At 69.3% G+C, this 22,168-nt stretch carries 17 protein-coding genes and 1 pseudogene; 6 read left to right on the forward strand and 12 right to left on the reverse strand.

The window, feature by feature from the left end; genetic code table 11:
* Positions 1–38 precede the first annotated feature (38 nt).
* Genes QWJ38_RS19970 through QWJ38_RS19980 form a run of 3 tightly spaced genes read right to left on the reverse strand, consistent with a single transcriptional unit; the run spans position 39 to position 5,887 of the window.
* The gene (locus QWJ38_RS19970) at positions 39–1,445 is read right to left on the reverse strand and encodes an efflux transporter outer membrane subunit (protein WP_290360873.1); all 1,407 of its coding nucleotides are present in this window, start codon (positions 1,443–1,445) and stop codon (positions 39–41) included.
* Complete coding sequence (locus tag QWJ38_RS19975; RefSeq protein ID WP_290360874.1) at positions 1,442–4,612, reverse strand: efflux RND transporter permease subunit; 3,171 nt, start codon at positions 4,610–4,612, stop codon at positions 1,442–1,444. The genes QWJ38_RS19970 and QWJ38_RS19975 overlap by 4 nt, the downstream gene beginning before the upstream one ends.
* An 18-nt stretch (positions 4,613–4,630) precedes the next feature.
* Positions 4,631–5,887: an efflux RND transporter periplasmic adaptor subunit gene (locus QWJ38_RS19980; RefSeq protein ID WP_290360875.1), complete on the reverse strand. Its 1,257-nt coding sequence runs from the start codon at positions 5,885–5,887 to the stop codon at positions 4,631–4,633.
* 198 nt (positions 5,888–6,085) lie between these two features.
* Between QWJ38_RS19980 and QWJ38_RS19985 the strand changes: the two genes are divergently transcribed.
* A complete protein-coding gene (locus tag QWJ38_RS19985; RefSeq protein WP_290360876.1) occupies positions 6,086–6,835 on the forward strand; it encodes a TetR family transcriptional regulator in 750 nt (249 codons plus the stop codon).
* Between the two features lie 72 nt (positions 6,836–6,907).
* Positions 6,908–9,223, forward strand: coding sequence for a YgiQ family radical SAM protein (locus QWJ38_RS19990; protein WP_290360877.1), 2,316 nt, complete (start codon positions 6,908–6,910; stop codon positions 9,221–9,223).
* A 13-nt stretch (positions 9,224–9,236) separates the two neighbouring features.
* On the opposite strand, the gene QWJ38_RS19995 is transcribed toward QWJ38_RS19990, so the two are convergent.
* Positions 9,237–9,500 carry a hypothetical protein gene (locus QWJ38_RS19995; RefSeq protein ID WP_290360878.1) on the reverse strand — a complete coding sequence of 88 codons (264 nt, stop codon included), beginning with the start codon at positions 9,498–9,500 and terminating at the stop codon, positions 9,237–9,239.
* Positions 9,500–9,901 carry a phage holin family protein gene (locus QWJ38_RS20000; RefSeq protein ID WP_290360879.1) on the reverse strand — a complete coding sequence of 134 codons (402 nt, stop codon included), beginning with the start codon at positions 9,899–9,901 and terminating at the stop codon, positions 9,500–9,502. Before QWJ38_RS20000 ends, QWJ38_RS19995 begins: the two co-directional genes overlap by 1 nt.
* A 189-nt stretch (positions 9,902–10,090) precedes the next feature.
* Between QWJ38_RS20000 and QWJ38_RS20005 the strand changes: the two genes are divergently transcribed.
* Entirely contained in the window at positions 10,091–12,349 is a 2,259-nt protein-coding gene (locus QWJ38_RS20005; RefSeq protein ID WP_290360880.1) for a GGDEF/EAL domain-containing response regulator, read from the forward strand.
* Between the two features lie 7 nt (positions 12,350–12,356).
* Here QWJ38_RS20005 and QWJ38_RS20010 read toward each other — a convergent pair whose 3' ends face one another.
* The 3 genes from QWJ38_RS20010 to QWJ38_RS20020 all read right to left on the reverse strand — a co-directional run bounded on the left by QWJ38_RS20010 (position 12,357) and on the right by QWJ38_RS20020 (position 15,491).
* Positions 12,357–12,668: an ElaB/YgaM/YqjD family protein gene (locus tag QWJ38_RS20010; protein WP_290360881.1), complete on the reverse strand. Its 312-nt coding sequence runs from the start codon at positions 12,666–12,668 to the stop codon at positions 12,357–12,359.
* Positions 12,669–12,717: 49 nt separating this feature from the next.
* Positions 12,718–13,833, reverse strand: coding sequence for an alanine dehydrogenase (ald, locus tag QWJ38_RS20015; RefSeq protein ID WP_290360882.1), 1,116 nt, complete (start codon positions 13,831–13,833; stop codon positions 12,718–12,720).
* Between the two features lie 104 nt (positions 13,834–13,937).
* The gene (locus tag QWJ38_RS20020; protein WP_290360883.1) at positions 13,938–15,491 is read right to left on the reverse strand and encodes a methyl-accepting chemotaxis protein; all 1,554 of its coding nucleotides are present in this window, start codon (positions 15,489–15,491) and stop codon (positions 13,938–13,940) included.
* A 216-nt stretch (positions 15,492–15,707) separates the two neighbouring features.
* On the opposite strand from QWJ38_RS20020, the gene QWJ38_RS20025 reads away from it, so the two are divergent.
* Positions 15,708–16,922: a 6-phosphofructokinase gene (locus QWJ38_RS20025; RefSeq protein ID WP_290360884.1), complete on the forward strand. Its 1,215-nt coding sequence runs from the start codon at positions 15,708–15,710 to the stop codon at positions 16,920–16,922.
* Positions 16,923–17,075: 153 nt separating this feature from the next.
* Here QWJ38_RS20025 and QWJ38_RS20030 read toward each other — a convergent pair.
* Positions 17,076–17,669: pseudogene (locus QWJ38_RS20030) on the reverse strand (HAD-IA family hydrolase); the annotation flags it as partial.
* A gap of 18 nt (positions 17,670–17,687) precedes the next feature.
* On the opposite strand from QWJ38_RS20030, the gene QWJ38_RS20035 reads away from it, so the two are divergent.
* Both QWJ38_RS20035 and QWJ38_RS20040 read left to right on the forward strand, forming a co-directional pair.
* A complete protein-coding gene (locus tag QWJ38_RS20035) occupies positions 17,688–18,140 on the forward strand; it encodes a VOC family protein (protein WP_290360885.1) in 453 nt (150 codons plus the stop codon).
* 14 nt (positions 18,141–18,154) lie between these two features.
* Complete coding sequence (locus tag QWJ38_RS20040; RefSeq protein ID WP_290360886.1) at positions 18,155–18,814, forward strand: dienelactone hydrolase family protein; 660 nt, start codon at positions 18,155–18,157, stop codon at positions 18,812–18,814.
* A 16-nt stretch (positions 18,815–18,830) separates the two neighbouring features.
* Here QWJ38_RS20040 and QWJ38_RS20045 read toward each other — a convergent pair whose 3' ends face one another.
* From QWJ38_RS20045 to QWJ38_RS20055, 3 genes are read right to left on the reverse strand one after another with little or no spacing between them, the layout of a single operon-like run.
* Positions 18,831–19,241, reverse strand: coding sequence for a DUF1801 domain-containing protein (locus tag QWJ38_RS20045; protein ID WP_290360887.1), 411 nt, complete (start codon positions 19,239–19,241; stop codon positions 18,831–18,833).
* A 17-nt stretch (positions 19,242–19,258) separates the two neighbouring features.
* Positions 19,259–20,167: a hydroxymethylglutaryl-CoA lyase gene (locus QWJ38_RS20050; RefSeq protein ID WP_290360888.1), complete on the reverse strand. Its 909-nt coding sequence runs from the start codon at positions 20,165–20,167 to the stop codon at positions 19,259–19,261.
* A gap of 1 nt (position 20,168) precedes the next feature.
* Positions 20,169–22,163, reverse strand: coding sequence for an acetyl-CoA carboxylase biotin carboxylase subunit (locus QWJ38_RS20055; protein ID WP_290360889.1), 1,995 nt, complete (start codon positions 22,161–22,163; stop codon positions 20,169–20,171).
* Between the last annotated feature and the right edge of the window lie 5 nt (positions 22,164–22,168).

A 22,168-nucleotide genomic window follows, 5' to 3' on the forward strand; every position in this document is an offset into this window, starting at 1 on the left:
GTCCCGCGGGACCCCTTTTTGCTGGCGCCAGGACCCGATCAGCCCTTGCCGTTCGCCTCCACCAGACCACCGCCCAGCGCCTTGTACAGCTGCACGCTGTTCAGCAACTGCGCCAGGCGCACCTGCACCAGCGCCTGCTGGGCCAGGAAGGCGGAGCGCTGCGCATCGCGCAGATCGAGGCTGTTCGAGACGCCCTGCTGGTAGCGCAGCTCGATCAGGCGCAAGCGCTCGTTCTCGGCGCGCGCCAGTTCGGCCTGCGCGCGCAGCTGCTCGCCGAAGGTGGCGCGGCCGGCCAGCGCGTCGGCCACCTCGCGGAAGGCCGTCTGCACCGCCTTCTCGTACTGCGCGACCGCCGCACCCTGCGCCGCCCGGGCCGCGTCCAGATTCGCCTGGTTGCGGCCGGCGTCGAAGATCGGCAAGAGGATCTGCGAGCCGAAGCTCCAGACCGTGTTGCTGAACAGCTCGGACAGCTGGGTGCTGGCCGTGCCGGCGCTGGCCGTCAGCGAAATACTGGGGAAGAAGGCCGCGCGCGCCGCGCCGATATTGGCGTTGGCGGCGATCAGCTGCTGCTCGGCCTGCAGCACGTCGGGGCGGCCGACCAGCACCTCGGAGGGCAGGCCGGCCGGCACGTCGGGCAGCGCCTGCGCGGCGAGCGGGCGGCCCGGCGGCAGATCGGCCGGCAGCGGCTGGCCGATCAAGAGCACCAGCGCGTTCTCGTCCTGCGCGCGCTGGCGCTGGTTCTGAGCCAGGGTCGCGCGCGCGCCGGCCGCAGCCGATTCGGCGCTGTTCAGGTCCAGCAGCGAGGCGGAGCCGGCGTCGTACTTGAGCCGGATCAGGCGCAGGCTGTCCTCGCGCGACTCGACCGTCTGGCGGCTCAGCTCCAGCATCTCGGTATCGGCCTGCAGGGCCAGATGGGTGGAGGCGACGCCGGCGACCAGGGCGATCTGCGCGGCGCGGCTGCCCTCGGCCGTGGCCAGGTAGCGGGCCGCGGCCGCGTCGCTGTAATTGCGCAGCTTGCCGAACAGGTCCAGCTCGTAGGCGGCAACCTGCAGGCCGGCCTGGTAGCTGCTGTTGATCGTGTCCTTGGCGCCCGGCGTGCGGCTGCTGGTGAAACCGACGCCGACGGTCGGATAGCGGTTGGCGTCGGCAACGCGGGCCAGCGCCCGCGCCTGCTCGACGTTCAGCAGCGCCGTGCGCAGATCGCGGTTGTTGCGCAAGGCCAGCCCGATCAGCTCGCGCAGGCGCGCATCGCCGGCGTAGAAGTTCTGCCAGCTCAGCTCAGCCGCGGCCTGTCCGGTACTCGCCGCCGGCGCAGGCCAGTCGGCCGCCACCGGCGCCGCCGGGCGCTGGTGCTCGGGCGCCAGGTTGACGCAGCCGGCCAGCAGCAGGGCGCCGGCCGCGGCCGTCAGGGCGGTGATTTTTTGCTTGATGGTGATTGTTTTCATACGGCTTCCTCCGAGCCGGGCGCCTGCGGCTTGCCTTCCAGCTCATGCGCATAGAGGCGCTGCTGGCGTTCGCTGCCCTTGAAGATGCGGCGCACGACCAGGAAGAAAATCGGCACGAAGAGCACGGCCAGCAGGGTGGCGGTGATCATGCCGGACAGCACGCCGGTGCCGATCGCGCGCTGGCTGGCCGAGCCGGCGCCGGTGGCGAAGAACAGCGGCGCAACGCCCAGGATGAAGGCCACGGAGGTCATGATGATCGGGCGGAAGCGCAGATGGCAGGCTTCCAGGATCGCCTCGACCAGGCCCTTGCCCTGCGCCTGCAGGTCCTTGGCGAACTCGATGATCAGGATCGCGTTCTTCGCCGACAGGCCGATGATGGTGATCAGGCCGACCTTGAAGTAGACGTCGTTGGGCATGCCGCGGAAGGTGGCACCCATCACCGCGCCCAGCAGGCCCAGCGGCACGACCAGGAGCACCGAGATCGGGATCGACCAGCTCTCGTACAGCGCGCCCAGGCACAGGAACACGGCCAGCAGCGAGAAGGCGAGCAGGATGGTCGCCTGCGAGCCCGAGAGCTTCTCCTCGCGCGACAGGCCGGTCCACTCGTAGCCGATGCCCGGCGGCAGCTTGGCCACCATCTGCTCGAGCTCGGTCATCGCGTCGCCGGTCGAATAGCCCGGTGCCGCATCGCCGGCCAGGCGCATCGCCGGATAGCCGTTGTAGCGCACCGCCTGCATCTGGCCCTTGATCCAGTGCGTGCTGGCAAAGGCCGAGACCGGCACCGCCACGCCGCGGTTGTTGTTGACGTTCAGGCGCAAGAGGTCCTCGGGCTGCATGCGGCTCTTCGCATCGGCCTGCACGACCACGCGCTGCAGGCGGCCCTGGTTCGGGAAGTCGTTGATATAGGCCGAGCCGAGCTGGGTGCCCAGCACGCTGGCGATGCTGTCATAGCTGACGCCCAGGGCATTGGCCTTGTCGCGATCGATGTCGATCTGCAGCTGCGGCGCATCCTCCAGACCATCGGGGCGCATGCCGGTGATGATCTTGCTCTGGGAGGCCATGCCCATCAGCTGGTTGCGCGCATTCAAGAGCGCCTCGTGGCCGAGGCCGGCGCGGTCCTGCAGGCGCAGGGCGAAGCCGGTGGCGGTACCGAGCTCCGGAATCGGCGGCGGCGACAGCGGGTAGATGAAGGCGTCGCGCACGCCGCCCATCATCGCGCCGAAGGCCCGCTGGGCGACGGCGCTGGACGCATGCTCGGGGCCCTTGCGCTCTTCCCAGGGCTTCAGCGGCACGAACACCAGGGCGGCGTTCTGGCCCTGGCCCGAGAAGGAGAAGCCGATCACGCCGATGGTCGCCTCGACCTCGGGCTGCTTGAGCATGAAGTCCTCGACCGCCTTGACGGCCGCCTCGGTGCGGTTGGCCGTCGCGCCCGGCGGCAGCTGCACGTTGACGATCAGATAGCCCTGGTCCTCGTTGGGCAGGAAGGAGGTCGGCATGCGCATGTACAGCCAGCCCACCGCCGCGATCACCGCCACATAGGCGATCATCATGCGGCCGCTGCGCTTGAGCAGCTTGGCGACCCAGCCCTCGTAGCCCTTGGCCGTGCGGGCGAAGCCGCGGTTAAACCAGCCGAAGAAGCCGCTCTTGGCATGGTGGTGGCCGGCCTCGACCGGCTTCAAGAGAGTCGCGCACAGCGCCGGCGTCAGGCTCAGCGCCATCAGCGCGGACAGCAGCATCGAGGACACCATCGCCAGCGAGAACTGGCGATAGATATTGCCGACCGAGCCGGCGAAGAAGGCCATCGGCACGAAGACCGAGACGAGCACGACGGTGATGCCGATGATGGCGCCCGAGATCTGGCCCATCGCCTTCTTGGTCGCCTCGCGGGGACTCAAGCCCTCCTCGCTCATGATGCGTTCGACGTTCTCGACCACGACGATCGCGTCGTCGACCAGGATGCCGATCGCCAGCACCATGCCGAACAGCGTCAGCACATTGATGCTGTAGCCCATGGCCAGCATGATGGCGAAGGTGCCCAGCAGGGCCACCGGCACGACCAGGGTCGGGATCAGGGTGTAGCGCCAGTTCTGCAGGAACAGGAACATCACCAGGAACACCAGGATGATGGCCTCGACCAGGGTCTCGGCCACCTGGGCGATCGAGATCTTGACGAACTTGGACGAGTCGTAGGGGATCTCGTAGATCACGCCCTCGGGAAAGAAGCGGCGCAGTTCCTCCATCCGCTCCTTGACCGCGGTGGCGGCCGCCAGCGCATTGCCGGTCGGCGACAGCTGCACGCCGATGCCGGTCGAGGGCTTGCCGTTCAGGCGCGAGTAGGAGCCATAGCTCTGGCCGCCCAGCTCGATGCGGGCGACGTCGCGCAGGCGCACGGTCGAGCCGTCCGGATTGGCGCGCAGCACGATGTTGCCGAACTGCTCGGTGCTCTCCAGCTGGCCCTTGACGACGACGGTGGCCGACATGGTCTGGCTGGACAGGTTGGGCAGATCGCCGATCACGCCGGCCGGCACCAGCGCGTTCTGCGCGCGGATCGCCGCATTGACCTCGGCCGGCGAGACATTGAAGCTCAGCAGCTTGGCGGGATCGAGCCAGATGCGCATCGCGCGCTCGGTGCCGAAAAGCTGGGCCTGGCCGATGCCGGGGATGCGCTGGATCTCCGGGATGATGTTGCGCGAGGCATAGTCACCCAGCGCCACCGGATCCATGGAGCCGTACTTGCTGGAGAGCGTGACGAAGAGCAGGAAGTTGTTGCGCGACTTGTCGACGCGCACGCCCTGCTGCGTCACCGCCGCCGGCAAGCGCGGCGTCGCGCGCGAGAGCCGGTTCTGCACCTCGACCTGGGCCAGGTCGATATTGGTGCCGGGCTCGAAGGTGACGGTGATCGCGCCGGTGCCATTGGCCTGGGTCACGGACTCCATATAGGCCAGGCCCGGCGCGCCGTTGATCTCCTGCTCGATGACGGAGACGACGCTTTCCTCCAGCGTCTTGGCCGAGGCACCCGGATAGACCGCGCTGATGACCAGCGAGGGCGGCGCGACGGTCGGATATTGCGCAACCGGCAGCTTCAGCGTGGCGACCGCGCCGAAGACCAGGATGAAGAGGGCGATCACCCAGGCAAAAACCGGGCGATCGATGAAGAAGCGAGCCATCGTGTGAACCCCGCTCGCTTAGTGGCTGGCCGCCGAGGCCGGGGCGGAAGCGCCCGCCGCGGGCGCCGAGGCGCCCGGCGTCCAGGGCACCGGGTTGACCGGCGCGCCCGGCACGAACATCTTCTGGAAGCCGTCGACGATGACCTGCTCGCCCGGCTTCAGCCCGTCCGTGACGACCCACTGGTTGCCCTTGGCTGTGTCGATCTTGACGACGCGCGGCGCCGGCTTCTTGTCGGCGCCGACGACCAGCACCGTGTCGCCGCTGGCCGCGCGCGTCACCGCCTGCTGCGGCAGCACGATGGCCGAGGGCAGTTGCACCTGGTTCAGGCGCACGCGCACATACTGGCCCGGCATCAGGGCCAGCTTCTCGTTGGGCACCTCGGCGCGCAGGGTCACCTGGCCCGAGGTCGCGTCGACGCTCAGGTCGGTGAACAGCAGGCGGCCGGGCTTCTCGTACTCGCTGCCATCGTCGAGCACGATGCGCACCAGCGCGGCATTCGCGCCGGCCGACTGCAGCTTGCCGCTGGCCAGCGCGCGGCGCAGCTGCTGCACCTCGGTGGCCGACTGGGTGAAGTTGACGTAGACGGTCGAGGTCTGCTGGATCAGCGCCAGCTGGGTCGCCTCGGCGGCGCTGGCCAGCGCGCCCTCGGTCACCAGCGCGCGGCCGATGCGCCCCGAGATCGGCGCGGTGACGGCCGCGTAGTCCAGATTCAGCTTGGCATTGGTGATCGCCGACTTGGCGGCCGCCACATCGGCCTCCGCCTGCTTGGCGGCCGCCTCGGCGACCAGGAATTCCTGCTGGCTGATCGCCTTGGCTTCGACCAGGGGCTTGTTGCGCTCGGCCAGCGCCGAAGCCTGGGCCAGATTGGCCTGGGCCTTGGCCAGCGTGGCCTTGGCGCTGTCCAGCGCGGCCTGGTAGGGCGCCGGGTCGATCTGGAACAGCGGCTGGCCGGCCTTGACCTCGCTGCCCTCGACGAACAGGCGCTTCTGCACGATGCCGTTGACGCGGGCGCGCACCTGGGCCGTGCGGAAGGCCTCGACGCGGCCGGGCAGCTCGGTCTGCAGGGTCACCGGCTGCAGCACCGTCGTGACCACGCCGACCGCCGGTGGCGGCATGCCGCCGCCCGGACCGCCGCCCGCGGCGGCGCCGTCCTTGGCGCCGCAACCGGCCAGCACGGCGGCGACCGAGATCGCCAGCGGCAGCAGGTACAGCGCGCGGGCGCTGCGGCTCAGCGTTGCGGCCTCACGGCCAGGGGGATGTTGTTCTTTCTTCATTGCGGAGCGGCAGATCACGATGGAAACCTCGCCAGTCGGGTTGGATTTGTTGAATCTTGGACGGATCGAGCAATTCCTGCGCTCCTTTTTGACGGGGCGCAAGAAACGAGACGAATTGTGCTTTCGGCCTCGGGTTGACCCTGAGTATAGCCATACATACATCCGTGCATGTATGTTTCGGCATAAAATCCACACACGATGGCCCGAAAGACCAAGCAAGAGGCGCTGGAGACGCGCGAACGGATCCTGGATGCGGCGGAGACGCTGTTCCAGCGTCGCGGCGTATCGCGCACCTCCTTGCAGGACGTGGCCCAGCAGGCCGAGGTCACGCGCGGCGCGATCTACTGGCATTTCAAGGACAAGGCCGAGCTGTTCGACGCGATGATGCAGCGCGGCACCATGCCGCTGGAGGAAGGCGTGAGCCTGCACGCCCCGCCCGCCGAGGCGCTGAGCCTGGCCGAGCTGCGCTGGGGCCTGGTCAACGTCTTCTACTGCGCGATGCACAACGAGCGCACCCGCCGGGTGTTCGAGATCGCGATGCAGAAGGTCGAGTACACCGGCGAGATGCAGGCGCTGCACGAGCGCAAGCAGGGGGCCCGGCGCACCTGGCGCGAGCAGAACAAGGCGGCCTTCGATCGCGCGGTGGCGCAGGGCCAGTTGCCGACCGGCCTGGACACCCAGGGTGCGGCGATCGCGCTGGTCAGCATGGTCGACGGCCTGTTGCACCAGTGGATCAGCGACCCCGATTCCTTCGACCTGCTGGCCGTCGGCTCGACCGTCGTCGACAACTTCCTGACCAGCCTCGGTCGCGCCGCCGGCCCCTCGCTCTTGCCGCCGATGAGCGCGGCCGAGCTGGCCCGGCTGGGCCAGCAGGCGGTCTGCAGCCTGGGCACGGCGCCGCCCTCCCCCGCGGCCACGGCGTCAGAAAACCACGGCCCGGCCGACTGATTTGCGGTCATGACGCCCGGGTTTGCCCCAATCCTGGGACAATCGCGGGTTAATCTCTTTCAGAGTGCCGCCGTGTCCGCCCATCCCGCCATCGCCCCGCCGAAAGCCAACAAGGCCCTGACCGGCTACCGCCCGTTCTGGGCCAAGCGCTTCGGGCCCGCGCCCTTCCTGCCGATGAGCCGCAAGGAGATGGACGAGCTCGGCTGGGACTCCTGCGACATCATCATCGTCACCGGCGACGCCTATGTCGACCATCCGAGCTTCGGCATGGCGGTGATAGGCCGCACGCTGGAGGCGCAGGGTTTCCGCGTCGGCATCATCGCGCAGCCGGACTGGCAAAGCGCCGAACCGTTCAAGGCGCTGGGCAAGCCGAATCTGTTCTTCGGCGTCGCCGCCGGCAATATGGATTCGATGATCAACCGCTACACGGCGGACCGGAAGATCCGCAGCGACGATGCCTACACGCCCGGCGGCGCCGGCGGCGCGCGGCCCGATCGCGCGACCCTGGTCTACACGCAGCGCTGCAAGGAAGCCTGGAACGAGGTGCCGGTCGTCATCGGCGGCATCGAGGCCTCGCTGCGCCGCATCGCCCATTACGACTACTGGAGCGACAAGGTGCGCCGCTCCATCCTCGTCGATGCCAAGGCCGATCTGCTGGTGTACGGCAATGCCGAGCGCGCGATCGTCGAGATCGCGCACCGACTGGCCCGCCGCGAGCCGGTGACGCAGATCACCGATGTGCGCGGTACCGCCTTCATGCGCCGCGACGAGCACGACACGAGCGACTGGTTCCAGCTCGACTCGACCTCGGTCGACCAGCCGGGCCGCGTCGACGAGCTGATCAGCCCCTATCAGGAGATCAAGCAGGAGGTCTGCGACACGGCGACGGCGCCCGACGCGCCCAAGCCGATCACGATCCACCGCACGGGCAAGATCGCCCTGCCGCCGCGCGAACACACGGTGATCCGCCTGCCCGCCTACGAGCAGGTGAAGAGCGATCCGGTGCTCTACGCCCACGCCAACCGCGTGCTGCATCTGGAGACCAATCCCGGCAATGCCCGCGCCCTGGTCCAGGCCCATGGCGACCGCGATCTGTGGATCAATCCGCCGCCGATCCCGCTGACGACGGCCGAGATGGACCATGTGTTCGACCTGCCCTATGCCCGCTCGCCGCACCCGCGCTATGCGGACGAGAACGGCAGCCACGAGCACGCGACCAAGATCCCGGCCTGGGAGATGATCCGCTTCTCGGTCAACATCATGCGCGGCTGCTTCGGCGGCTGCACCTTCTGCTCGATCACCGAGCACGAGGGCCGCATCATCCAGAGCCGCTCGGAAGACAGCGTGATCCGCGAGATCGAGGAGATGCGCGACAAGGTCAAGGGCTTCACCGGCATCGTCTCCGACCTCGGCGGCCCGACGGCCAATATGTACCGGATCGGCTGCAAGTCGCCCGAGATCGAGGCCGCCTGCCGCAAGCCCAGCTGCGTCTACCCGGGCATCTGCCCGAACCTGAACACCAACCACGATCCGCTGATCAAGATGTACCGCCGGGCGCGGGCCTTGAAGGGCGTCAAGAAGATCCTGATCGGCTCGGGCCTGCGCTACGACCTGGCGATCCAGTCGCCCGAGTACATCAAGGAACTGGTCACCCACCATGTCGGCGGCTACCTGAAGATCGCGCCCGAGCACACCGAGGACGGCCCGCTGTCCAAGATGATGAAGCCGGGCATCGGCACCTACGACCGCTTCAAGCAGCTGTTCGAGAAGGCCAGCGCCGAGGCCGGCAAGAAGCAGTACCTGATCCCCTACTTCATCGCCGCCCATCCGGGCACCTCGGACGAGGACATGATGAATCTGGCGATCTGGTTGAAGCAGAACGGCTTCCGCGCCGACCAGGTGCAGACCTTCTACCCGAGCCCCATGGCCACCGCCACGGCCATGTACCACACGAACAAGAACCCGCTGAAGAAGGTCACGCGCGACAGCGAGGAGGTCGACATCGTCCGCGGCGAGCGCCGGCGCCGCCTGCACAAGGCCTTCCTGCGCTACCACGATGCCAACAACTGGCCGATGCTGCGCGAGGCACTGAAGGCGATGGGCCGGGCCGACCTGATCGGCAACGGCAAGCACCACCTGATCCCGACGTTCCAGCCGGTCACCGACGGCAGCTACGAGAGCGCGCGGCGCAAGAACTCGACCGTCGCGGCCAAGCCCGGCGCCAAGCCCACGGTGGCGACCCGCAGCGCCGCGGGCGGCCCGGGCACGCCGCGCAAGGGTCAGATCCTGACCCAGCACACCGGCCTGCCACCGCGGGTGACCGGCGCGCGGCCGCCCGCGTCCAAGCCGGCGGCACGCAAGTCGGCCGCGACCAAGATCAAGCGCTGAACCAAGCTCGGAGTCAGGCGCGGAGGCTGCGCAGCAGCCGCGCGATCCGCAGGCCCAGGCGGGCGATGCCCAGCGCGCGCAGCAGGCTGCCCGGGCGGCGCGCGCCGGCCAGCAGCACGGCGATGCCGGCGCCGGCCCCGGCCGCGCCGAACCAGCCCAGCGGCCGCGCCAGCCGGCGCAGATCGCTGCGCAGGCCGGCGCGCAATTCCAGATTGCGCAGGCGCAGCGCCAGCTGACGCTGCTGCAGCTCGGCCTGCCGGCGCGCCAGCCCGCCCATCAGCGCTCCAGCGCCTCGCGGTCGCGCTGCAGCTCGGCGGCGCTGGCGGCGAACAGGCCGCCGCCTTGGCTCAGCAGCGCCCGCGTGCGCAGCCAGCACCAGGCAGCCCCGGCCAGATAGAGCAGGCCCAGCGCCAGCGCGGCCAGCCAGCGCAGGCGCTCGGGCGCCAGCAGCAGCAGCGCGATGCTGAGCATCGCGATGGCGGCGATGCCCAGCAGCACCGCCACCAGGCCCTGGGTCAGCGCGGCCAGCAGGCGCAGCTTCTCGGCCTCCAGCTCGGTGGACAGCAGCTCCAGCCGCGTCTGCAGCAGCTCAAGCGCCTGCGTCGCGATGCGGCGCAGCGTCGCCAGCACCCCGTCGGGGGGCGCGCCGATCGTCGCCTCGGGCCGCTCGCTGCTCATATGAAAACTCCCCAAGCCGCGGGTTCCTGCACGTCTGATCCCAGGAGCCGGCCGGCAAATCGTCTATAACCACGTTTATTGCGTTGCGCCAGCGCCGCGTCAAGCGAGCTTGCGCCATGGCACGAGGGAATGGAATCACCTACCCTCGCACATCTATTGTCGAACAAGGCCCTGGAGACGGGACACCCCATGCGCGAGAACAACAGTCCGGCTGGCGACGGCGCGACGGACGACGACGATTTGCTGCAGTTTCTGGATGGCGGGGAGCTCGACGACACGCCGCTGGATGCAGACGCGCGCCCGTGGCGGATCCTGATCGTCGACGACGACGGCGATGTGCACAAGGCCACCGAGCTGGCCATGCAGGGCCTGCGCGTCGAGGGTCAGCCCTTGAGCTTCCTGCACGCAAGCTCGGCCGCCGAAGCGCGCCAGCTGCTGAGCAGCGAGTCGGACCTGGCCATCGTGCTGCTGGACGTCGTGATGGAGTCCGAAGACGCCGGCCTGCGCCTGGTGCGCTACATCCGCGACGAGCTCAAGCAGCGTGCGGTGCGCATCGTGCTGCGCACCGGCCAGCCCGGCTATGCCCCCGAGATCGAGACGGTGCAGGCCTATGACATCAACGACTACAAGACCAAGTCGGAGCTGACCCGCACGCGGCTGTACACGGTGCTGACGGCGGCGATCCGCTCCTACCGCCAGATCTGCGCGCTGGAAGCCAGCCGCCGCGGCCTGGAGATGGTGGTCGAGGCCAGCGCCGGCCTGTCGCAGCTGCGCGGCCTGCACCGCTTCGCCGAGGGCGTCGTCACCCAGCTGTGCGCGCTGCTGGGCATCCTGCCCGAGGGCCTGGTCTGCGCCCAGGGCGCCGGTGCCGAGGGCAGCGACGGCGATGTGCGCATCGTCGCCGCCGCCGGCCAGTACAGCAGCCTGATCGACCGCCCGCTGTCGGCCGTGCAGATCGCAACCGTGCGCGAGCGCCTGCAGCGCTGCCTGAGCGCGCGCGAGAGCTTCTACGATCACGGCACCTGCCTCTATTTCGGCCTCAGCAACGGCCGCGCCATGGCGGCCCTGGTCGACGTCGGTCGGCCGCTGGCGGATCTGGAGCAGCAGCTGCTGCGTGCCTTCTGCTCGAATATCGCGGTCGGCTTCGAGAACGTCGTGCTCTACGGCCAGCTGCTGGACCAGGCCTACAACGACCAGTTGCTGCGCCTGCCCAACCGCAACCGCTTCGTCGATCTGCTGGACCAGAACCTGAAGGATCCGGCCGGCATCACCCTGGCCCTGATCGACATCGACGACTTCTCCGACATCAACGACGCCTTCGGCCACCAGTTCGGCGACCAGGTGCTGCGCGCGGTGGTTTCCCGGCTCGGCGACCGGCTGGGCCTGAGCACCTCGATGGCCCGCGTCGGCTCCGATGTGTTCGGCCTGCTGGGCCCGCAAGCGCTGGTCAGCGCCGAGACCATCCAGCAGGTCTTCGTCGAACCCTTCGAGGTGGTCGGCGAGCGCCTGCAGCTGTCGGCAACGACCGGCCTGGTACGCCTGGGCGATTCGACCGCCGTCGGCTCCGAGCTGCTGCTCGACGCCCAGATCGCCCTGAAGCGCGCCAAGCAGCAGCACCGCGGTTCCTCGCAGTACTTCTCGCCCGAGATGGGCATCGACGCGCGCGAGCGTTTCAAGCTCCTGAAGGGTCTGCGCGCCGGCTTCGAGGAAAACCGCCTCTTCGTCGTCTACCAGCCGCAGATGGACCTGAGCAGCGGCCGCGCGATCGGCGCCGAGGCGCTCTTGCGCTGGCGCACCGAGGACGGCAAGTTCGTGCCGCCCGATCAGTTCATCCCGCTGGCCGAGCAGAGCGGCCTGATCATCAGCATCGGCGAATTCGTGCTGCGCACCGCCTGCCACCAGCTCAAGCGCATGCTGGAGCAGGGCCATGCCGATTTCCGCATGTGCATCAATATCTCGCTGGCGCAGTTCCGCCACCCGGGCTTCATGAACGTGCTCAGCCTGGCGCTGCGCGACGCCGGCGTCGAGGGTCGCAATATCGAGCTGGAGATCACCGAGTCCATGGCCATGGGCGACACCGAGCTGGTGATGCACCTGCTGGCCGACATCAAGCGCAGCGGCGTCACCGTCGCCATCGACGACTTCGGCACTGGCTTCTCCTCGCTGAGCCATCTGCGCCAGCTCGACGTCGACCGGCTCAAGATCGACCGCGCCTTCGTGCGCGAGGCGCAGAGTTCCAGCGCCGGCTCGACGATCGCGCAGATGGTCATCAACCTCGGCCGCGGCCTGGGCCTGACCGTCATCGCCGAGGGTATCGAGACCGAGGAGCAGCGCCAGCAACTGCTGGCCCTGGGCTGCCACGAGGGCCAGGGCTATCTGTTCGCCCGGCCGATGCAGGCGGAGATGCTGGAGCGCTGGATGAGCGACGGCCAGCCGCGCGGCGCCTGACAGGCCGCTAGCGGCGCGAGATCAGCATCCCGAGCAGCAGCCCGACCGCGGCGGCGACGCCCATCATCTGCCAAGGGTTCTCGTGCACATAGTCGTCGGTCGCGCGGCCGGCGGCGCGGGCCTTCTCGATGGCGGCGTCCTGCAGATCGTGCAGATGGCGGCGCGCGCGGTCCAGGCTGTCCTGCACCTTGGCGCGCAGCTCGGCCGAGCCTTCGCTGGCCTGGCCGGCCGTCGCCTTCAGCAGCGCCTCGGCCTCGGCCACCACCGAGTGCAGGTCGCGGATCAGCCGGTCCTTCTGGGCTTGGGTCGTATCGGGCATCGCAAACTCCTTCAGCGTGGCCTTAGCCTACGCCGAACGCGGCGGCTGCTCAAGCCAGCAGCGTGGCGGCCGGAACATAGGGATGGCCAAGCGCCCGCGCCACCGCCTCGTAAGTGACCTGGCCGGCCGCCACATTGAGGCCGGCCCGCAGATGGACGTCGTCACGCAAGGCCTGGCGCCAGCCCTTGTCGGCCAGGGCCAGCGCGTGGCCGATGGTCGCGTTGTTCAGGGCGAAGGTCGAGGTGCGGGCGACCGCGCCCGGCATGTTCGCGACGCAGTAGTGGACGACGCCGTCGACGACAAAGGTCGGCTCGGCATGGGTGGTCGGGTGCGAGGTTTCGAAGCAGCCGCCCTGGTCGATCGCGACGTCGACGACGACGGCGCCCTTTTTCATCCGTGCCACCATCGCGCGCGTCACCAGCTTGGGCGCCGCCGCGCCGGGGATCAGCACGCCGCCGATCACCAGATCGGCGGCCAGCACCGCCTCCTCGACGCTTTGCGCGCTCGAGTACAGCGTCGTGATGCGATTGCCGAAGATCAGGTCCAGCTGGCGCAGCCGGTCGACGTTCTTGTCCAGCACCGTCACCCGCGCGCCCAGGCCCACGGCCATCTGCAGCGCATGGGTGCCGACGACGCCGGCGCCGAGGATCACCACCTGGGCCGCCGCCACGCCCGGCACGCCGCCGAGCAGCACACCCATGCCGCCCTTGCTCTTCTCCAGATGGGCGGCACCGGCCTGCACGGCCATGCGGCCGGCCACCTCGCTCATCGGCGCCAGCAGCGGCAGGCCGCCGCCGGGGCCGGTGACGGTCTCGTAGGCGATGCAGATCGCGCCGGAGCGGATCAACGCCGCGGTCTGCTCGGGATCCGGTGCCAGGTGCAGATAGGTGTAGAGGATCTGGCCGGGCCGCAGCAGCGCGCATTCGGCCGGCTGCGGCTCCTTGACCTTGACGATCATGTCGGCGCGCGCGAACAGCTCGGCCGCCTCGGGCACGATCTGCGCGCCGGCGGCCAGGTACTGCTCGTCGCTCAGGCCGATCGCGCTGCCGGCAGCACTTTGCACGATCAACTCATGGCCGCGCGCCACCAACTCGCGCACGCTGGCCGGCGTCAGGCCGACGCGGTACTCATGGTTCTTGATTTCCTTCGGACAGGCGATGCGCATGGACCGGGCTCCGGCGTTGGAAAAGCCCTTTGTATGCCCGCCCGCCGCGGCTGTGAAGCGAGATTCGCCGCGCTACAGCGGCATTAGCGCCGCTTATGCCGCCCTCAGGCCGAGCCGAGCCGGAACACCGCCACCGCCTCGACCAGCTGGCGCGCCTGCGTCTTCAGGCTCTCGGCCGCGGCCGCCGATTGCTCGACCAGGGCGGCGTTCTCCTGCGTCGCGCGGTCCATCTGAGCGACGGCCTCGCCGACCTGGGCCACGCCCGAGCTCTGTTCGCGGCTGGCGGCGCTGATCTCACCCATGATGTCGGTGACGCGCTGGATCGAGGCCACGACCTCGGCGATCGTCTCGCCGGCGCGGCCGACCTGGCTGGAGCCCAGTTCGACCCGCTCGACGCTGGCCTGGATCAGGGTCTTGATCTCCTTGGCGGCGGCGGCCGAGCGCTGGGCCAGCGCGCGCACCTCGCTGGCAACGACGGCAAAGCCGCGGCCCTGCTCGCCGGCGCGTGCCGCCTCGACGGCCGCGTTCAGCGCCAGGATATTGGTCTGGAAGGCGATGCCGTCGATGGTGCCGATGATGTCGGCGATCTTCTGCGAGCTGGCGCTGATCTCACGCATGGTCTCGACGACCTGACCGACCGCCTCGCCGCCGCGGCCGGCGACGCTGGACGCCGCCAGTGCCAGCTGATTGGCCCGCTGCGCATTGTCGGCATTGCCGCGCACGGTGCTGCCCAGCTCCTCCATCGAGGCCGCCGTCTCCTCCAGCGCCGAGGCCTGCTGCTCGGTGCGGCCCGACAGATCGTTGTTGCCGGACGAAATCTGCGCCGAGGCGGTGGCGACGCTCTCGGCGCCCTCGCGCACCTCGCGCACGATCGCCGACAGCCGCGCCTGCATCTCGCGCAGCGCGTTCAGCAGGCGGCCGGTCTCGTTGGCAGCGCCGGTGGCGATGCGCGTGGACAGATCGCCGGCAGCGACCCCGCTGGCCACCTGCACGGCAGCGTTCAGCGGGCCGATGATGGAGCGGATCAGCCACCAGGCCAGGAGCGCCGACAGCGCCAGCGCCGCGAGCACCAGTACGCTCATCTGCAGCTTGGCGCTGCGCGCCTCCTGCGCGGCCTGCTCGGCCGCCTGGTCCATCAGCTTGCCGCCCAGGGTGATCAGCTCGTCGACGGCCGCCATATAGGCCAGCTGCTTGGGCCGCATATCGTTCAGCAGCACCGTGCGGGCCGTCTCCAGGTCGCCGGCGCGGATCGCCTTGGTGACCTTGTCGCGCTCGACGCGATAGGCGGCGCGCGCCTCGTTCAGCTTGGCCATGCCGGCCTTGCCGCCCGGCGTGCTCATGATCTTGGTCAGCTCGTCCAGCGTCGCGGCGGTCGACTTGGAGGCGGCGTCGATGGTGGCGAACTCGGCCTCGATCTCGGCCTTGTCCGTCATGATCACCAGATTGCGCAGCGAGCGCGCGACCTGGTTGTTGGTGTCCTTGATCGACTGGAAGGCCTTGACCTTGGGATAGCGGTCGCCCATCGCCAGCTTGAACTGCTCGTCCATGGCGCTGAGCCGGCTCCAGGCCAGCGCGCCCAGGAGCAGGATCAGCAAGGCCATGACGCCGAAGCCCAGGCCCAGCCGGGTCGATATCTTCATCTCGTTCAGCTTGAACATCCGCTTGTCTCCACAAGGCTTGCAGGCCGGACTGGCCCCGCTTCATCCCTGATTAGGCGACCGCCGGCGCCGCGCGATCCGCGGAAAAAGACCGCTCGCGCGGCCTTCTGTCGATCCGGGCGCGGCTTGGGCGCCTGTCGCCCCGATCGGCCGGGGCTCGCCCGCAGGGCGGCGCTGGGCCACAATGGCCCGGCCCCCTTTACCCGGAGCCTGGACATGACCGCTGAAAAGATCCTCGTCGCCCAGGGCGGCGGGCCCACCGCCGTGATCAACCAGTCGCTGGTCGGCGTCGTGCTCGAGGCGCGCCGCCATGCCAGCGTGCAGCGGGTCTATGGCGCGCGCCACGGCGTGCGCGGCATCGTCAACGAGGACTTCGTCGACCTGACGCAGGAGACCAGCCACAACCTCGAGCTGGTCGCGCAGACGCCGTCCTCGGCCCTGGGCTCGACGCGCGACAAGCCCGATGCCAAGTACTGCCACGAGATCTTCAAGGTGCTGCAGGCCCACGGCATCACCCATTTCTTCTACATCGGCGGCAACGACTCCTCCGACACCGTGCGCATAGTCGCCGAGGAGGCCGCCGCGGCGAACTACGGCCTGCGCTGCATCCATATCCCGAAGACCATCGACAACGACCTGGTCGAGAACGACCACACGCCGGGCTTTCCCTCGGCCGCGCGCTTCGTCGCCCAGGCCTTTGCCGGCGCCAACCTCGACAACGCCGCCCTGCCCGGCGTCTACCTGGGCGTGGTGATGGGCCGGCATGCCGGCTTTCTGACCGCGGCCAGCGCCCTGGGCAAGAAGTTCGCCGACGACGGCCCGCACCTGATCTACCTGCCCGAGCGTGTGTTCGAGCTGGAGCGCTTCCTGGCCGATGTGAAGACCATGCACGAGCGCCACGGCCGCTGCGTGATCGCCGTGTCGGAGGGCATCCACGACGCGGCCGGCACGCCCATCCTCTCGCGCCTGGCCGGCGATCTGGAGCGCGATGCGCACGGCAATGTGCAGCTCTCGGGCACCGGCGCGCTGGCCGATCTGCTGTGCGAGGAGATCAAGAACAAGCTGGGCATCAAGCGCGTGCGCGGCGACACCTTCGGCTATCTGCAGCGCTCGTTCATCGGCTGCGTGTCCGACGTCGACCAGCGCGAGGCGCGCGAGGTCGGCGAAAAGGCGGTGCAGTTCGCCTTCCACGGCGACCGCGACGGCTCCGTCGCGATCAAGCGGCGCGGCTTCTATTCGGTCGACTACGAACTGCTGCCGCTGGCGGCCGTCGCCGGCAAGACGCGGGTGATGGAAGACGAGTTCATCACGCCCGAGGGCACCGACGTCACCGATGCCTTCCGCATGTATTTGCGGCCGCTGCTGGGCTCGGGCATGCCGGATGCGTTCCGGCTGCGACCCAATCGCGTGGCCAAGGTCCTGAAGCGCTAGCAGCCCAGCAACTGGGCCAGCTCGGTGAGGCTGCCCGCCTCGTAGTCGACCGGCAGCGCCGCGCGGCTTTCGCCGCGGCCCGGGCCCTGCTCGTCGGGCCCCGACAAAGGCGGTGGCCAGGCCGGCGGCCTTGGCGGCGGCCAGATCGCCGCTGTGGGCCGCCACCATCAAGGCGTCCCCGGGCGCCGCGTCGAAGGCCTCGGCGGCGGTCCGGTAGACGATGGCCTTGGGCTTGTAGTCGCGCGCCAGCTCGGCGCCGGTGATCGCGTCCCAGTGCCAGCCGTTGAGCCGCGCCAGCGCCGCCATCAAGGAGATATTGCCGTTCGAGCAGGGGGCCAGCAGGAAGCGCTTGCGCAGGCGCTGCAGACCCGGGCCGACATCGGGCCAGGCGGAGAGCCGGTGCCAGGCCAGATTGAGTTCGCGCCGCGCCGCCTCGTCCAGATGGTCGAGACCGAAGTCGCGCAGCACGATGTCGAGATTGCGGCGGTGCAGGACATCGAGCTTGCAGAAGGCGATGCGCCCGGCCCGGACCTCCTCCATTGCCGGCTGGTACTGCGCGCGCCAGGCGTCGGCAAAGGCCTCGGCACGCGGCTTGCCCAGCAGCGGCTGCATTTCGAGCGCGATGGCGCCGCGCCAGTCCACCAGGGTGCCGAACACATCGAAGAGCAGAACCTTGGGCATGGCCCCTCCGCGAAACGATGGGCCATTGTGCATGGACGGCGCCGGCCCTAAGCTCGCCATCTCCATCGCCTGCAAGGAGCGCCCATGAAGCCGACACCGAAGGGCTGGCCGCGGCTGTCCAGTTCGCTGTTCTACGAGAACGCCGCCGAAGCGATCGCCTGGCTGGTCAAGGCCTTCGGCTTCGAGTTGCAGCTGAAGGTCGACGGCGAGGACGGCAGCGTGGTCCACAGCCAGCTGGTCTACGGCGAGGCGCTGATCATGGTCGGCGAAGGCGGCGGCGCGCGCGCGCCCAAGTTCGGCGTGAAGATGCGCAGCCCGCGCCAGCTCGGTGGCGCCAACAGCCAGTCCCTCATGCTCTTCGTCGACGATGTCGACGCCCATTGCGAGCGCGCCCGCGCGGCTGGCGCGACCATCATCTCGGAGCCCTCGCTGCACGACTACGGCCCCGAGTACTGGGCCGATCGCAGCTATGGCGCGCTCGACTGCGACGGCCATATGTGGTGGTTCACCGAACGCGTGCGCAACCCGCAAAGCTGAGGAGGCAAGCAAGCATGGGCACGATGATCGAATTCCAGCGCCCCGACGGCGCCAGCAGCGCCGGCTATCTGGCCGAGGGCCCGGCAGGTGGTCCCGGCCTGATCCTGATCCAGGAATGGTGGGGCCTTAAAGCCCATATCCTGGAGCTGGTCGACCGCTTTGCGGCCCAGGGCTACACGGTACTGGCGCCGGACCTGTACCGCGGCCGCATCGCCAGCGATGCCGACGAAGCCAGCCACATGATGAATGGCCTCAATTTCGTGGACGCCTGCGACCAGGACCTGGCCGGCGCGCTGGTGCATCTGAAGCGCAGCTGCCCCAAGGTCGGTGTGATGGGCTTCTGCATGGGCGGCGCGCTGACCGTGGCCGCCGCGGTGCGCCTGCCCGGCCTGGCCGCCGCCAGCTGCTTCTACGGCATCCCGCCGAAACAGCTGGCCGACCCGGCCAAGATAGCGATTCCGTTCCAAGGCCATTTCGCTCAACAGGACGACTGGTGCACGCCCGCCGTCGTCGACGCCTTCGAGGCCGCGCTGACGCGGCCGGCCGAGATCCACCGCTATGCGGCGCAGCACGCCTTCTTCAACAACAGCCGGCCCGAGGTCTACGACGCCGGGGCGGCAGCGCTGGCCTGGCAGCGGACGCTGGACTTCTTCGGACGCACGCTGCGTCAGTAGTGAGCCGCGGCGGCCTTCAGACGTAGGTGATCCATTGGCGCACGAGCGCCTGCAGCGCGGCCTGGTTCGCCTCGATGGCCGCCAGATCGGCGAACACGATCATCGCCCGGTCGGGCGCCAGCCACTTCAGCAGCCGTGCGGGGTCGTCGATCGCGAGGCCGCCGGCCGGCAGTTCGCGCGGCTTGGCGCCCAGATGCAGGACCAGCCCGAGGCCGCGCTTCTCGCGCAGATGCGTGGTCGCGAAATATTCGCCGGTACGAAAGCTCGGCGCATTCCACTTGATGCCTTCGGCGATGCTCGGCGCGGCGCCGAGCAGGGCCGCGCGCAGCGCCTCGATCTCGCGCTTCAGCGGATGCGCCAGCGCCTGCATGAAGGCGTCGACCGCGGCGGTCGAATCCGCCGGGCCGAGCGCCTTGGGCTTCGCCATGGCCGGCAGCCGGTGGCTCAGGCGGCCCGCTTGGCCAGCAGCGCCCGCCCGACGCGCGAGACCGGCGAGCGGCCCAGCACGTTCGAGATGAAGGCGCCGGCGTCGACCAGCTTGTCGATGTCGATGCCGGTGTCGATGCCCAGGCCGTTGAGCATGAAGACCACGTCCTCGGTCGCCACATTGCCGGTGGCGCCCTTGGCATAGGGGCAGCCGCCGAGACCCGAAACGCTGGCGTCGAAATGGTGGACACCCATTTCGAGGCAGGCATAGATATTGGTCAGCGCCTGGCCATAGGTGTCGTGGAAATGGCCGCTGACCTCGACCAGCGGGTAATGCTTGAGCGCACGCTCCATCGCCGCCTGGACCTTCTTCGGCGTGCCGACGCCGATCGTGTCCGCCACGCCCATATGGTCGACGCCGATGCCTTGCATCAGCTTGACGACGCGCTCGACCTCGTCCGGCGAGACCTCGCCCTGGTAGGGGCAGCCGACCGCGCAGGACAGCGCGCCGCGCACCTTGATGCCGGCCTCGTGCGCGGCGGCGACGACGGGCGCGAAGCGGGCTATGCTCTCGGCGATCGAGCAGTTGATGTTCCTCTGGCTGAAGGCCTCGGAGGCCGCAGCGAATACGACGATCTCGTCGGGCTTGGTCGGCAGCGCCGCCTCCAGGCCCTTCATATTCGGCGTCAGCACCGAATAGCGTACACCGGGGCGGCGCTCGATCGCGGTCATCACGTCGACGTTGTCGGCCATCTGCGGCACCCACTTGGGGCTGACGAAGCTGGTGACCTCGATCTCCTTCAGGCCGGCGTCCTGCAGCAGCGCGACCAGACGCGCCTTGTGCTCGGTCGCGACCGGCTGCTTCTCGTTCTGCAGGCCGTCGCGAGGACCGACGTCGACCAGGGTGACTCGACTGGGCAGGCTCATATCAAGCTTCCAAGCGCAAGAGTTCCGCGCCATCGCCGACCTGATCGCCGACGGCGAACAGCAGTTCGGCGACGATGCCGTCGCGCGGCGCGCTGATCGTGTGTTCCATCTTCATCGCCTCCATCACGGCCAGGGCCTGGCCCTTCGTGACCTTGTCGCCCGGCTGGGCCAGGAAGGACACCATCTTGCCCGGCATCGGGGCGGTCAGCCGGCCGGCCTCGGCCGACCCTTCGCCGGCATGGGCGATCGGATCGATCTCGGTGACGATCGCCGAGCCCTGCTCGGCAAACACGGCCATCTTCTCGCCCTGGGCATAGACCTTGACCATCACCCGCTTCTGGGCGAGACCCTCGCCGAGGATCAGCTCGTGCGATTCGGTGCCGACCGAGTTGACGGCGAATGGCAGCTGTTGACCTTCGACCGTCAGCTGCATGCCGCCCTGGTGGCGACGCGCCAGCTTCACCTCGTGGTGCGTGCCGGCCAACTCCAGATCGAAGCGGCGGATCGCCGCGCCGTACAGGCGCCAGCCGTCACGACGGCTCCAGGGGTCGTCCGTCTGCTGCAGCGCCTCGACGGCCAGCGTGTGGGCGACGACGGCGGCGGCCGTGATCGTGAAGGGCAGGCCCGGCGTCTCGAACAGCGCGGCGCGCTCGCGCTCGATCAGGCCGGTGTCCAGATCGGCCTCGCTGAAGGACTTCGTCGCCGCGCAGCGGCGCAGGAAGGCCACATTGGTCTGCAGGCCGACGATATGCGTGTCGCGCAGCGCCGCGTCGAGCCGGGCCAGCGCCTGGGCGCGGTCCTCGCCCCAGACGATCAGCTTGGCGACCATCGAGTCGTAGTACGGGCTGATCTCGTCGCCCTCGCCGACGCCAGCGTCGAGGCGCACGTCGCCGCGCTCGAAGCTGACATGCTGCGGCCAGCGCGCGATATGCAGGCTGCCGGTCGCCGGCAGGAAGCCGGCCTCGGGATTCTCGGCGCAGATGCGGGCCTCGATCGCGTGGCCGCTCATGCGCAGCTCGTCCTGCTTGAGCGGCAGCGGCTGGCCGGCGGCGACGCGCAGCTGCCACTCGACCAGGTCCTGGCCGGTGATCGCCTCGGTGACCGGATGCTCGACCTGCAGCCGCGTGTTCATCTCCATGAAATAGAAGCGGCCGTCCTGCTCGGCAATGAACTCGACCGTGCCGGCGCCGACATAGCCGACGGCCTGAGCCGCGGCAACGGCGGCCTCGCCCATCTCGCGGCGGCGCTCTGCCGTCATGCCCGGCGCCGGCGCTTCCTCCAGCACCTTCTGATGGCGGCGCTGCACCGAGCAGTCGCGCTCGAACAGGTAGACGCAATCGCCCTGCGTGTCGCCGAAGACCTGGATCTCGATATGGCGAGGCTTCTGCACATAGCGCTCGATCAGCACGGCGTCGTCGCCGAAGCTGTTGATCGCCTCGCGCTTGCAGGAAGCCAGCGCGGCCTCGAAGTCCTCGGCCTTCATCACCGCCCGCATGCCCTTGCCGCCGCCGCCGGCGCTGGCCTTGATCAGCACCGGATAGCCGATGCGCTCGGCCTCGGCCTTCAGCAGCGCCGGGTCCTGCTCGGCGCCGTGATAGCCGGGCACTAGCGGCACGCCGGCCGCTTCCATCAGCCGCTTCGACTCGGCCTTCAGGCCCATCGCCTTGATCGCCGACGCCGGCGGGCCGATGAACACCAGGCCCGCCTCGGCGCAGGCCTGGGCGAATTCCTCGTTCTCGCTGAGGAAGCCATAGCCCGGATGCACGGCCTCGGCGCCGCTCGCCTTCGCCGCATCGAGGATGCGCTGCCATTGCAGGTAGGAGTCGCGCGGCGCCGGGCCGCCGATCAGCACCGCCTCGTCGCAGGCCTGCACATGCTTGGCCCGCGCGTCGGCCTCGGAATAGACGGCCACGGTCTTGACGCCCAGGCGGCGCGCGGTGGCGGCGACGCGGCAGGCGATCTCGCCCCGGTTCGCGATCAGGATCTTCTTGAACATCGCTC

The sequence above is a fragment of the Roseateles violae genome, from assembly GCF_030410485.1.
Taxonomy (GTDB): Bacteria; Pseudomonadota; Gammaproteobacteria; order Burkholderiales; family Burkholderiaceae_C; genus Roseateles_D; species Roseateles_D violae.